12 protein-coding genes are annotated in these 13760 nt (G+C 28.1%); 8 read left to right on the top strand and 4 right to left on the bottom strand.

Annotated elements, in window-relative coordinates; genetic code table 11:
- Positions 1–2: 2 nt before the first annotated feature.
- Positions 3–2420 carry an endopeptidase La gene (gene lon, locus HRT41_09090; protein NQY24178.1) on the bottom strand — a complete coding sequence of 806 codons (2418 nt, stop codon included), beginning with the start codon at positions 2418–2420 and terminating at the stop codon, positions 3–5.
- Between the two features lie 8 nt (positions 2421–2428).
- A complete protein-coding gene (bamD, locus tag HRT41_09085; protein ID NQY24177.1) occupies positions 2429–3094 on the bottom strand; it encodes an outer membrane protein assembly factor BamD in 666 nt (221 codons plus the stop codon).
- Between the two features lie 104 nt (positions 3095–3198).
- Here bamD and HRT41_09080 point away from each other — a divergent pair, with 104 nt between their 5' ends.
- Genes HRT41_09080 through HRT41_09065 form a run of 4 tightly spaced genes read left to right on the top strand, consistent with a single transcriptional unit; the run spans position 3199 to position 4843 of the window.
- On the top strand, positions 3199–3966 hold the full coding sequence (locus HRT41_09080; protein ID NQY24176.1) for a pyrroline-5-carboxylate reductase: 768 nt from the start codon (positions 3199–3201) through the stop codon (positions 3964–3966).
- A complete protein-coding gene (locus tag HRT41_09075; GenBank protein ID NQY24175.1) occupies positions 3947–4198 on the top strand; it encodes a hypothetical protein in 252 nt (83 codons plus the stop codon). The genes HRT41_09080 and HRT41_09075 overlap by 20 nt, the downstream gene beginning before the upstream one ends.
- Positions 4195–4533 (top strand): hypothetical protein, encoded by a 339-nt coding sequence (locus HRT41_09070; GenBank protein NQY24174.1) that lies wholly within the window; start codon positions 4195–4197, stop codon positions 4531–4533. The genes HRT41_09075 and HRT41_09070 overlap by 4 nt, the downstream gene beginning before the upstream one ends.
- Positions 4526–4843, top strand: a complete 318-nt coding sequence (locus HRT41_09065; GenBank protein NQY24173.1) for a hypothetical protein — start codon at positions 4526–4528, stop codon at positions 4841–4843. Before HRT41_09070 ends, HRT41_09065 begins: the two co-directional genes overlap by 8 nt.
- Here the strand turns inward: HRT41_09065 and rdgB are convergent.
- Positions 4832–5419, bottom strand: a complete 588-nt coding sequence (gene rdgB / locus HRT41_09060; protein ID NQY24172.1) for an RdgB/HAM1 family non-canonical purine NTP pyrophosphatase — start codon at positions 5417–5419, stop codon at positions 4832–4834. The two genes, HRT41_09065 and rdgB, sit on opposite strands and share 12 nt — an antisense overlap.
- A 130-nt stretch (positions 5420–5549) precedes the next feature.
- On the opposite strand from rdgB, the gene HRT41_09055 reads away from it, so the two are divergent.
- The 4 genes from HRT41_09055 to HRT41_09040 all read left to right on the top strand — a co-directional run bounded on the left by HRT41_09055 (position 5550) and on the right by HRT41_09040 (position 12993).
- The gene (locus HRT41_09055) at positions 5550–6863 is read left to right on the top strand and encodes an MFS transporter (GenBank protein ID NQY24171.1); all 1314 of its coding nucleotides are present in this window, start codon (positions 5550–5552) and stop codon (positions 6861–6863) included.
- 75 nt (positions 6864–6938) lie between these two features.
- The gene (locus HRT41_09050) at positions 6939–7583 is read left to right on the top strand and encodes a transglutaminase-like cysteine peptidase (GenBank protein ID NQY24170.1); all 645 of its coding nucleotides are present in this window, start codon (positions 6939–6941) and stop codon (positions 7581–7583) included.
- Positions 7584–7593: 10 nt separating this feature from the next.
- Positions 7594–9810, top strand: a complete 2217-nt coding sequence (locus tag HRT41_09045) for an EAL domain-containing protein (protein ID NQY24169.1) — start codon at positions 7594–7596, stop codon at positions 9808–9810.
- A gap of 105 nt (positions 9811–9915) precedes the next feature.
- Positions 9916–12993 carry an efflux RND transporter permease subunit gene (locus HRT41_09040; protein ID NQY24168.1) on the top strand — a complete coding sequence of 1026 codons (3078 nt, stop codon included), beginning with the start codon at positions 9916–9918 and terminating at the stop codon, positions 12991–12993.
- An 8-nt stretch (positions 12994–13001) separates the two neighbouring features.
- Here HRT41_09040 and HRT41_09035 read toward each other — a convergent pair whose 3' ends face one another.
- Positions 13002–13760: a hypothetical protein gene (locus HRT41_09035; protein NQY24167.1), complete on the bottom strand. Its 759-nt coding sequence runs from the start codon at positions 13758–13760 to the stop codon at positions 13002–13004.

Genomic DNA, 13760 nt, shown 5'->3' with positions numbered 1-13760 from the left:
ATCTATACCAACGTTAATTTTAATACATCATCTATATTATCAACAGGAATAATATCCATAGCATCTTTTACTTCTTCTGGAATATCTTCTAAATCCCTTTCGTAGTTTTTACGTGGAATTAATGCTGTTTTCATTTTTGCTTTATAAGCAGCAATTAGTTTTTCTTTTAATCCCCCAATAGGTAATACTTTTCCACTTAAAGTAAGCTCACCCGTCATTGCTAAATCAGAACGTACTTTTTTTCCTGATAAAATAGATGCAATAGATACAGCCATAATAGCTCCAGCACTTGGGCCATCTTTAGGGGTTGCACCTTCTGGAATATGTAAGTGAATATCGTAACGTTTATAAATTTCAGATGAATCTAATTTTATCTTGTCATCTTTTTCTTTAAGATTTAAAGGAATACTGTCTTGATCAATTTTAATTTTATTGTTATCAATTAAAACTTTTACTACTGAAAAAGAAATACGCGAAGATTCTTTCATTACATCGCCTAAATTTCCAGTAACACTTAACATTCCTTTTCCCTTAATTTTAATGGCTTCAATTTTTAATACATCGCCACCAACAGCAGTCCATGCTAAACCATTTGCAATACCAACTTGATTCTGTTTGTCTGCTTGATCTATTTCAAAAATAGGATTGTCTAAATATTCTTTTATATTTTTACTTGTAATAGATACTTTTTTTAAATCTTCATTCATTACAATTTGTTTTACTGCTTTTCTAAATAATTTAGAAAAAACACGTCTTAAGTTTCTAACCCCTGCTTCTCTTGTATATTTTTCAATAATAACTTCCAGCGTAGGTTTACTTAAATTTACTTCTGATTTTTTAAGTCCATGTTTTTCCAATTCTTGAGGAACTAAATAGTCTTTTGCAATATGATATTTTTCATTTGGTGTATAGGAAGATAATTCAATAAATTCCATTCGATCTCTTAAAGCAGGAGGAATTCTTCTGGCATCATTAGCTGTTGCTACAAAAATAGCTTGAGATAAATCAATTGGGAAGTTTAAATACTGATCTCTAAATTCATGATTTTGCTCAGGATCTAAAATTTCTAACATTACGGCACTTGGATCGCCTCTATTATTAGCACCTATTTTATCAATTTCATCCAATACAATTACAGGATTCATTTGTTTTGCATCAATTAAAGAAGTAACAAGTCTACCAGGCATTGCTCCAACGTAGGTTCTTCTATGTCCTCTTAATTCATTCACATCTTCCATTCCACCTAAAGCTATTCTAGCAAGAGGTCTTTTTAATGCTTTTGCAATAGAGTTAGCTAAAGATGTTTTACCAACACCAGGAGGTCCTACAAAACATAAAACAGTTCCTTTTGTCATTAAATTATTAATATTTCTTTTTTCTAATAATTCTTTTACCGCAAAATATTCAGAAATTCGCTCTTTTGCTTTACTTAATGAATAATGATCTTTATTTAATTGTTCTTCAACATTTAAAACAGAGATTTTTTCATTGGCAAATTTTCCAAAAGGCAATTCCAGTACTTGTTCAATATAGGTTTGTAATAAGGAAGCATCGGGTGAATCTTGATGCATTCTTGAGAGTTTATCAATTTGTTTTTTGGTTTCTTTATAACCATCTTTGGGCATATGTGCTTTAATTTTTTTAAGTTTTTTTCTATAATCTTTTATTTCTTCGTCTTTTTTATTATCCGTACCCAATTCTTGGTTAATGGCTTTAATTTGTTCTTTTAAGAAATAATCTTTATGTGTTTTTTCGATTTTTGAGTTTACTTTTTGTGTAATCTCTTTTTGAATACGTAAGTTCTCGCACTCTTTTTTTATGGTTTCTATTAAATCAATTAATCTGATTTCTAAATTTACTTCTGAAAATAATATATACGCTTCGTCTTTTTTAACGCGTAATACAGATGAAATTAAATCTGCAATTCTACTTGCATCATTGTTTTCATCAATGGTTTTAATTAAATCAGCAGGAAACTTTGAATTAAGTCTTGAAAGTTTTTTCACCTGATCTCTTAATAAATCAATCAAAGAATTGATTTTCTCTTCTTTTGAAACAATATTTTCAAGTATTTCTACTTGTGCAAAAGTGCTATTTTCTTCATTAAAAGAAGAAATTTTACCTTTAACTAAACCTTGAAATAATACTTTAATTTTTCCATCAGGAAGAGAGACTTTTCGCATGATATTGCCAATAACGCCTACATCATAAAAATTGTCTTTTTTTCTTGCACCTTCAAAACCAGCTTTTGAAACACTTACAATAACCAATTTATTTTCTGCTATTGCATACTCAACTGCTTTGATATTTGTCTCATCACTTAAAAAAAGTGGCGCAATCATAAAAGGATATAAAAATACATCGTCTTCTATAATTAATGGCAGTTCTTGTGGAAATTCATCATAATTTTCTAATTCCATATTGTTCCTTATTGAAATATTCGTTTATACCATGGAGTATGTACTTTTTCTACTTCTTTTAAATTAACAGCACTATCTTCAACTCTTTTTTTATAAATAGCAGCTGCTTCTGGTTTATCAATTCTAGTATACAAAGCAGCAATTTCATCATCAAAAATAGCTTTTGCATAGCCCAGTCTTGTATTCATAGTATGTACAAGTGGCAAGTATTTTGATTTTGGAAACTTAACAATAAACTCTTGAATTTCATCAAGAATTTCACTTACCAGTTTTTGATTTCTAAATTCAGCATTAAAAGCCAAAAACTTTGATTTTATTTTAAAATATCTAACATAATCCACATTTTTACTTTGCGCAAAACGTTTTAAATATTCATCCAAATAATAATTTGCTAATTCATACTCTTCTTCTTCTACATGAGCATTTGCCAATATTACTAAAGATGTTGGAATTAAAGGAGAATTTCTGTGTTCAGAATTTAATGAAGTATAGGTATCATCAGCTGCATCTAAATCCCCTTGATTAATAGATGTAATCATTTCATTGTACCAATAACTTGCACTTTGATTATAAACCGTAATTTTTTTAGAAGAACACGCTTGAAAGAAAACGGCTAAAGATAGAATAAAAAGTAGTGATTTGAAATACATAGATAGTTTTTTTGTACTTTGCATATTATTGCCCCTTTGTTAAAGCGGTTATTTTATCTAATATTTGCTTAGGAAAGATTTGCTATACTTAATTTATAGTAAAAAGAATGAAATAAAAAAGGCTATTTATGAAACTGACATTAATCGGAAATGGAAATATGGCACAAGCATTGCTTCGTGGATTGGTTAAAGATTACGACATTGAAGTAATCTCGCGGGATGAAAAAAAACTTTCTCAAATTAAACAAGAATATCCAGAAATATCTGTGAAACGACTCAATGAAAACAATGAAGACATTGAAGGTAAGAATATATTGTTTTGTGTTAAACCTTATGCGCTGGAATCGGTATCCTTACGTTTAAGTGGAAAAGCTAATACCATATATTCTATTCTTGCAGGAACTAAAATTGATACCTTAAGAAAACACCTAAGCGCAAAACATTATATTAGAACCATGCCTAATATTGCAGCTTCTCATAATGCTTCTATGACTTCTATTACAGGAGATAAAGAAGTCAAAAATGATGCCATCGAAATTTTCTCAAAAATTGGGGATACTTTATGGGTAAATACTGAAAATGAACTGGATATTGCAACAGCAATTGCTGGAAGTGGACCTGCATATTTAGCAATTATTGCAGAAGCGCTGGCAGATGGAGGCGTAAAAGCCGGACTAGAGAGAGCTCATTGTATGAAACTTGTTGCTGGATTATTTACAAGTACGGCATATTTATTAAAACACAATCATCCAGCACTTATAAAAGATCAAGTAACTTCTCCTGGAGGTACAACAGCAGCAGGACTTGCCGCATTAGAAGAAAATAAAGTAAGAGATGCAATGATAAAAGCAGTAGAAGCTGCCTATCTTAGAGCTTATGAGCTTGGCCAAAAATAGTTTTTCTCTTTTAGAGACTTTACTTAGCATTATTATTTTATCTTTAGTAGTAAGTGGTTTTTTTAACATACTTACTATTAATGAAAACAAAACAGATGATATACTAATATTTACTCAAAAAACACCTGTAAAAATCCATATTATTAAAGATAAAATAAAACAAACACTTAGCGTCAATAAACAAGAAGTGAAAAATAATTCTTATACACTAGTTAAGTACAGCCTTCCATGAAAAAGTCTTTTACCCTCTTAGAAGTAATTTTTGTTTTATTACTTACATCTATAATAATTAGCTCTACTGTATTGTTTATTAAAAATATGCAAGAAAATAATAAACACAATTTACAAAGAAGAGTTCTTGACCTTGATTTATTATCCACTTTTATTTTCATACAAAATAATATAAAAAAAGTAAAAGATTTAAAATATGAAAATAAAAACTTATATTTTCAGAACAAACTTTTATTGGAAAATATAAGCAGTTTTTCTATAGTAAAAAACAAAAAAATCTATTTTTTAAATATTTGTATAAAAGAGATCTGCAAAAAAGACTTTTTAAATGAATAAAAAATCTTATATACTTTTATTAAGTATTTTTTTATTGGCTGTATTTTCTTATGTATCTTTGGATATCTTGAAAAATATAAATCTTAAACAAGAAAATCAAAGCAAAACTATTCTTTATCAACAAGCAAAATTACATTTAAACTTTTTAGAAGAATATATAAAAAAATACCCTATAAAAGAGAGCATGAGCATAGAAAACGACTTATTCGAAATTTATGCTTTTAAAAAAGATATAAAAACCGACTTATTTGTAAAATACAAACAAGAAGGTTTTTTCATATCTTTACACAAAGAGTTATTAGAGCAATAAATCTATTATTTTAAGAGCTAAATGAAGCGCTTTACTTCTATGAGAGAGTGATTTTTTCACTTCATAGGGTAATTCAGCTAGCGTTTTATCATAATTCTTTGGAATAAACATAGGATCATAACCAAACCCACCCTCTCCTTTTGTTTGTGTGATTACAATTCCGTGCATCCAAGCATGAACCGTATATACTTGATTTTTATAAACAATAGCAATACAAGCCGTGTAATACGCATCTGCACTATTAAGATCTTTTTCTTTTAGATTTTTTATTAATTTGTTGTTATTTGAGCTGTCACTACCTTCTTTTGAATATCGTGCAGAATAAATTCCTGGCTCCCCATTAAGAGCAGGTACAGTTATTCCAGAATCATCTGATATAACAATACAGTTATCATCATTTAATTTATCATATACTTCTTTTGCTTTTTTAATGGCATTTTCTTGAAAACTTAAACCATCTTCAATTATTTCAAAATCTCCTAAAATTTCACTATAAGGGATAATATCAACCTTTGGTAAAAGTTTTTTAAATTCTTCAATTTTGCCTTTGTTATTACTTGCTAATATAATTCTCATTTTTTGCCTTTTATTAGTGGGTACATTTAATACTTTTATAAAATATCATTTCTTACTTTTAGAATTTTAATAGTTATTAAAATAAATTAGTATATAATCCTAAATATTTTAACTAAAATTGGGATTAACTATGTTTAAATTAATATTACCACTTTCACTAATTATTGCTTTGCGATTTTTAGGATTGTTTCTTGTTTTACCTATTCTGTCTGTTTACGCTATTAATTTAGAAGGTGCAACTACAACTCTTGTTGGATTAGCTATTGGTGGTTATGCACTAACTCAAATGATATTTCAAATACCCTTTGGAATGTTTAGTGATAAAGTAGGTAGAAAAGGAACTATTATTGCAGGGCTATTGCTTTTCATTATTGGTTCTTTAGTCTGTGCAATCGCCACTGATATTTACACCTTATTAGTGGGTCGATTTTTACAAGGTTCTGGAGCTATTGCTGCTGTTGTTATTGCAATGATCAGTGATTTAGTAAAAGAAGAACAAAGACCCAAAGCAATGGCAGTAATGGGATCATTTATTGGAATGTCTTTTGCTATATCTATGTTAGCAGGTCCTACTATTGGAGCTTATGCTGGAGTTTCAACCTTGTTTTATGCAACAGCAATTATGGCCTGTATCTCGATTTACATTTTAGTAAAAAAAGTACCAAACCCTCCAAAAATTACCCATTCGTATAATGGAAAGTCTAAATTTAAAGAAGTATTTTTAAATTCAAACCTAGTAAAAATGAATATTACAAACTTTTTACAAAAAGGTTTAATGACTTTTGCATTTATGATTATTCCAATGGTATTAATACAAACTTTTTCATGGGATTTAAAAGATTTATGGCAAGTTTATTTACCTGCAATGATTCTGGGAATACTTGCAATGGCACCTGCTGCTATTATTGCTGAGAAAAAAGGGAAGTTTAAAGAAATTCTGATTATTGGAGTTATTTTATTTGCTATTTCTTATTTAATAATAGGAACTGCCCAAACTGCTACTATGTTTGGAGTAGGAGTAGTTGTATTTTTTGTTGGTTTTAACATGCATGAACCAATTATGCAATCTTTAGCTACTAAATTTGCAAAAGTACATCAAAGAGGTTTTACCCTAGCGATTTTTAATTCTTTTGGTTATTTAGGAACATTCTTAGGTGGAATTTTAGGTGGAGTTTTTTACGAAAGCGTTTCCTTAAATGATATTGTAATAGTAATAGCTGTTATTTGTGTTTTATGGGCTGTTTTGATTTTTACAATTCCTAATCCATTAAAGAAAAAGAATTTATATATTTCTTTAGAAGAAATTAATAAAGAAAAACTGGAAAGCCTTCATGATATAGAAGCTATTGATGAGTGGTATATTAACAATTCAGAAAATATTGCTATTGTTAAATACGATCAAGACAAACTTTCAGAAGAAGCACTTAAGAAAGTATTAAAATAATTTCTTTTATACTGAACTCTTGGTTAGTATCAAAGGTTAGTATATGAAACAATCACAACAAGATAGATAAGAAATATGAAAAAGCTCTTATCTATCCTCTCTTTAAGCACTATTTGTATCAGTATTATTGCTGCAACTTCTAATGTTAATATCACGCCTAAAAAAATGGCACAATTCTCCAAAAAATACGGCCCACAAGCAACCAAAAGAGTTGAAATATGGGACAGAATTATGCAAGAATCTCAAAATAAAAAAGTCCTTCATAAACTTAAAAACGTTAATGATTTTTTTAATAAAATAAAATACAAAAGAGATTTAGCACACTGGGGAAAGAATGATTATTGGGCGGCTCCTTTTGAATTTATGGGCACAGGAGCAGGAGATTGCGAAGATTATGCTATTGCTAAATACTATTCTTTGATTAAATTAGGAATACCTGAACATAAACTAAGAATTACCTACGTTAAACTTTTAAGAAAACGAACAAAATATGAAGAAGCACATATGGTACTTACGTATTATCACAAAAAAAACTCAACACCAATTGTACTTGATAATGTAAATAAAAAACTGCAACTTGCAAGTAAAAGAAAGGATTTGAAACCAATTTATTCATTTAATGCAAATGGACTATGGCAAGCCAAAAATAAAGGAAAGTCTAGTATTAAAATTGGTTCAAATAATTTAAAAGCCTGGCAAGATTTAATGACCAGAATTTAAAGGGGAAATAATGTCTTTATCCAAACAACTCTATATAATCATATCATTTATATTTTTAATGATATTTACAGGAAATTTTATTATATCTGTTAATAATACTAAAGAGTATTTACAATTAGAATCTACTACCAAAGCTCAAGATACAGCTACTTCTCTTGGATTAACGTTAAAAGCGTATATGAAAGATAAAAAAGACCCTGAGATTGTATCTATTATTAAAGCTATTGCAAACAGAGGATTTTATAAAGAATTACGTTTAGAAGATAGCAGTTTTACTTTTATTCAAGATGAACTTTTAATTCAAAATAAGACTATTGCACTAGATAAAGCATGGGAAGTATCTAATGTATCTACCGATGCTGTTTATGGAAATATAGAAAGAATGCATGAAGATGATGATTTATTAAAAGAACTTGCATCCTTAGAAAATGAAGAATTTATAGCAAATGAAGAACAAAGCACACAAGTATATAATTTTATTCCAAATGATAGTTATTTAAAAGGAGGAGATATTCCTATTCACTTTAGCATTGAATTTGAAGGAGAGAAAAAAGAACTTAGCAGCATTATTACTATGAATAAAGTATTAGCCAAAGTAACTAGAAATGTGAAGTTTGATTATATTCCTCAGTGGTTTATTGATTCTTTTACCCTTGAAATGAAAGAACAAAAAAGTGAAATATCAGATGGTTGGAATACAGCAGCTATTATTTATGTTTCTGCAAATCCAGGGGATGCTTATGCCAAACTATATGAACAAGCAAAAGCAGCTATTATTTACGCCCTTGTTGCTTTTATTATCTCAATGTCACTCTTAGTTTTCTTTTTACAGTTTATTTTAAAACCTCTAAAAAATATAGAAAAATTGGCTAAAAACATTTCATCAGGAGAATTTTCGAAAATTTCAAAACTTCCTTTTACCACAGAAATTAAAAATGTTGCTATTGCCATGAATGAAATGTCTGGGAAAATTGAAGGAATTATTAAAAAACTCAATAAAAATCTTGAAAATATGACAAAAAAAATATCTTTAGATGATTTAACGGGTTTACAATTGTTACAAACCTTTGAAACCGATATGAAAAAAATGTTCATTACAAAAACAGATGGATATGTATTAAGCATTAAAATAGCAGATCTTGGTTCTTATGCTAAAAACCATTCTTCTTCTGATGTAGATAGTTTTATCAAACGTTTTGCTAGGATTTTAAATGAAACGAAAAAACATTTTATTTTTGAAATTTCTGCCTACAGATTCTTTGGTTCTGAATTTGCAATGATTGTTAAAAATAAGAATTCAAAAGATATTAAAGAACTTACCGCTTATTTAAAAAATGAATTTGAAATTTTTGGGAAAGAAGTGGATAAAAATAATATTGCCTATATGGGCGCTACTCCTTTTAATCAAATAGGAACAACACCCCAAATGTTAATCGCTGCTAATGAATCGTGTGAAGCGGCAAAACAATTAGGCCCTAATGAAGCTATAATTAGAGATGAAAATGATTTAGCACGGGATATGCTTTCATGGAAAGATTTAATTTTTGATATTATTGAAAATTCAAAATTTGAAGTAGGATATATTGGTGATGCTAAAGTACTAAATGGCAGTAATATGAATACCCTCGTAATGCAAGAAGCATTTAGTCATGCAAAAGATAAAAACAATGTGCAAATTCCTATTGGAACCTTTGTTTCTATTGCTGAGAAGTATAATAAGATTATTGATTTTGATAAAGCCGTTGTTAATCAAGTTATTAATCATATAAAATACAATAAAATAGCCCATGATATTTCTATTAACTTATCGCTTGATTCTATAAGCGATAATTTATTTATTGATTGGATTACAAGAACATTAGAAGAAAATACAAGTATTTCTTCTCAGCTTATTTTTTCAATTACTGCTTATGGAGTAGCAAAAGATATTGATTTATTTAAAAAGTTCTCTCATAAAATCAATACAGCTGGTGGAAAGATCATTGTGAAACGTTTTGAGTCAAAATTTATTCCACTTGATCGTATCAAAGATTTAAAAATAAATTATATTAGATTAGCAAGAGATTATACTTCTGGAATCAATAAAGATGCTGGAAAACAAGCTTTTGTTGAGTCTATGCAAGAACTCTCTCATTTACTTAATATAAAAGTATATGCAGAAAATGTTAAAGATGAAGACGATTTAAATCTCATTAAATCCATTAACCTCTACGCTGCAAGTAGGTAAATAAAGGCTTAAGAGCAGCTCTTGCTATGCATGAGCTCCTTTTCGTTAATACCTCATTAATATTATTTTCTTATAATTACTTAATTATATTCATATAGGATTAAAATGTTCGAAAAAACAATTCGCTTTTTTATTAACAATTCACGAATGAACTACACCTTGTTTTTTTTAGTATTTGCCCTTGGTATTTACTCTTATATAAAAACACCCAAAGAAATTTTTCCTAATTTTGAATTAGATGTTATTACTGTAAGTGGTTCATATAGCGGTGCATCTGTTGATATTTTAAATAAACTTGCTGTTAATGATCTTGAAAAAGACATTAAAAATATTGAAGGCATAAAAAATATCACCTCGATAATTTCACCCTCACGCTTTACTTTAGTTGTTGAACTAAAACCTGGTTCAAACAAATACAATACTGCTAACAAAATGAAAGATGTGGTTAGCAATTTAAAAAGCTCTTTACCTGATGATATGGATGAACCAAGAGTAAGTGTAATAGAAATAAAAAGAGATTTAATAGAATTAAGTATTACGTCTTCAACATTAAATGTATTAGAAATTAAAGAAGTAGCAAAATATGCAAAAGATAAAATTCTTTCTCTTAAACATATTGCAGAAGTTTCTATGTATGGAGACTCAGATAAATATTATGAACTTTTAATCAATGAAAAAAAACTCTTAGCTCTTGATATTAATAAAGATGTTTTATACCAAGCAATATCAAGGCTTTCTTATATTTTTCCCTTGGGTAAAATTGAAGGAGAAAAACACTATTTTTTATCTACTTATAATGGGGCCAAAAATAAAAAAGAACTCGAAAACTCTCTTTTAAAATTGGGAGATAAATTTATTTATTTAAAAGACATAGCACAGGTAAACAAACGTTATGAAGATACATCTACTTTATTTTCAATTAACGGTAACAATGCCTTAAATCTAAAAATAAAAATGAGTAATACAGGAAACTCAATTGTACTTGCCAAAGAAATTAAAGAAGCAGTAAAACTACTGCAAAAAGAAAATTCGGATATTACGTATATTTTAAGAGACGACAATTCAACAAGAATCGTTGATCGCTTAAATATTGTTATCTCTAATATTATTCTAGGAATTATACTTATCACTATTTTAGTTGTTTTTTTAATAAATACCAGAATGGCAATAATTATAGCCATTGGTATTCCTACTTCTTTTGTAATGGGCGCTATATATTTTTATTTTTTTGGTTATACCATTAATATGATTTCTTTAATTGGGGTTATGATAGCTATTGGAATAGTTGTTGATGATGCTATTGTTGTAAGTGAAAATATACAACAACACATAGAAGAAGGAATGGAACCAAAAGAAGCTGCTGTTATTGGAGCAAAAGAGATGGCAAAACCAGTTACTATTGCATCGCTAACAACTTTATTTTCTTTTATTCCTATGCTTTTATTAAGTGGAACAATGGGAGAGCTTTTAAAATTAATACCTATTGCTTTTTCTGCATTGATTTTTGCTTCTTTGATTGAATCTTTTATCTTTTTACCTATTCATGCAGCCCATACTTTGAAAAAAGGTGCAAAAGTTCTTTCATGGAAACCTGCTAATAGAATATATTCTAAATTAATTCATTTTTTCATGAGCTGGAAAAAACCTTTTTTAGCTCTTTTTATTATTTTTATTCCTTTATTAATATATACCTTAGTTTCCAATTCTAAGTTTCATATGTTTCCTAGGTTTGATAGCAGTAAAATCAATATTACGATTAAAGCAGACGTGAATACCACTCTGGAGCAGTCCTATAAAATCGTACAAAATATAGAAAAAGATTTGTTAAAAGAAAAAAAGAACTTTTTTATTAAAGAAGTTTCTTCCGTTGCTGGTTACAGACGTGATAATGGCGGGAATTCTGAGAGATATCCTTATGTTATGTTTGTCACCATTGAATTAGAAAAACTAAAAGCAATGAATTTTGTGGATAAATATATCACACCTTATTTAAGTTTTTATTACAATAAAGAAAACAGAATAAGAGATGAAAAATCTTTTGTCATTGCAAAAAAAGTAAAATCTTGGTTAAAAAAACAAAACTATGAAAAACAATACAACTTAAGCGATATCTCTGTAAAAGAGCGTAAAGTAGGTCCTGTTAAAGCGGACTTGAAAATTGCTTTTAATTCAAGTAATTATTACAAAAGTGTTGAACATATTGATAAAATAACAAAATATATAAAAACACTTGAGGGCATAAAAAATGTTGCATCTTCTGCTAATTTTGGAATAGAAGAGATTAAATTAAAAGTAAATGCTTACGGTGAAAGTCTTGGGCTTAATGAATATACCTTAGGTACAAAAATATCTAATATTTATTTATCTAAGAAAAAAACAGTTTTATTTGATGAAGAAGGAATGCTTGATTTAAAAATTCAGTCATTAAATAAAGATGAAAAAGACGGTTTACAAAATCTTATTATTGAAATAGAAGACTCAAAATATGTAAGACTTAGTGAAGTAACAACTTTTGTAAAAATAAAATCCTTTGAAAGTTTATTAAAAGAAGATGGAGTGGTTAATTTCTTTTTATATGCCAATGTAAACAGTGAAATAATAACAGCCAGTGAACTGATAGAAAAAATACAACCTTTGTTAGAAGAAGCAAGAAAAGATGGGATTAAACTTACTTTTAAAGGGGAAGAAGAAAAAAAAGAAGAACTAAAGAATGATATGCTTCTGGCAAGCGCACTTGCTTTGGTTCTGATTTTTTTATCTATGCTGTATTTATTTAATTCTTTTAAAAATACCTTAATACTTATGTCTGTTATTCCTTTTTCAATTCTAGGGGTACTCATAGGACATAATGTACTTTCTTTAAATCTTAGTTTGCCTTCTATTATTGGAGGTTTAGGGCTAGCTGGTGTTGTTATTAATGATGGAATTATAATGATGACTTTTTTAACTAAAGCCAAAAATATAGAAGAAGTTTTTTATTATTCTGCCAAACGTTTTAGACCAATTGTATTAACAACAATTACAACAATAGTAGGACTTTGTACTTTAATGTTTTTCCCCACAGGACAGGCAGCTATTTTTCAACCCATGGCTATTGCTTTAGGCTTTGGACTAGCTTGGGGGACTGTGCTTAACTTGGTGTATTTACCTGTTATGTATACTTTTGTAAATAAACTCAAGTAGTTTTATTTTTATAAGAAAATAAAAATACTTTTTAAAGCATCAAACCCAACATCAGTAACATCTACATCTAAGATTTTTAAAGAGTTGTTTGAGCGATCTATCATTTGAGTTAAAATAACTTCAAAAGAAAAATTAGAAGAAGATAAAAAACTTTCTTTTTTATTTTTAATATATTCCAAATTTTCTAAAGCAATTAATTTGATATTGTTATTCTTTTTTAGTTTTTTTGCCAATTCAATTTGCCAATTATTTTGCCAAGTTAAAAACATATAGGAACCATCTAATTTTTTAGCCGATTTAATTTTCCACTTAATCACTTGTAAATTATGATGCAGTTTTTTTAACTTATCAATATTATAAAAATACGAGGTGAGTTTATGTCCTTTATTAATTTCATAAGATTGATAAATTAAATAATAGATTCCAAGAATTAAAAAATCATTTCTGTTTTTAATATTTTCTTTTGAAAAGGCCAAATTTAAATATATTTTATAATCCGTAACTTTTTGATTCTTAAAAGTAAGGAAAACATTATTTGATAGATTTTTTATCAAAGAAGTCATTTCTTGATTTTTTTCATGATTATAAGAATTGGGATTTCTAGTATTAAGTTTTTGTTGTAGTTTTAAAAGAAGGTTTATTGAACTTACATAATTACTCTTCATAATAGAAGCAGATTGGGTTTGAAAAAAAGTACTGTAGTCTTTTTGTGTTGTGCTACAAGCAGTAAATATAAATAAAATTAAAACAGTGAATACTAACCTCAT

This window comes from Campylobacteraceae bacterium (genome assembly GCA_013215945.1).
GTDB lineage: Bacteria > Campylobacterota > Campylobacteria > Campylobacterales > Arcobacteraceae > NORP36.
Note: the sequence above shows the minus strand (reverse complement) of the source record. Positions and strands in the feature narration are given on the sequence as shown.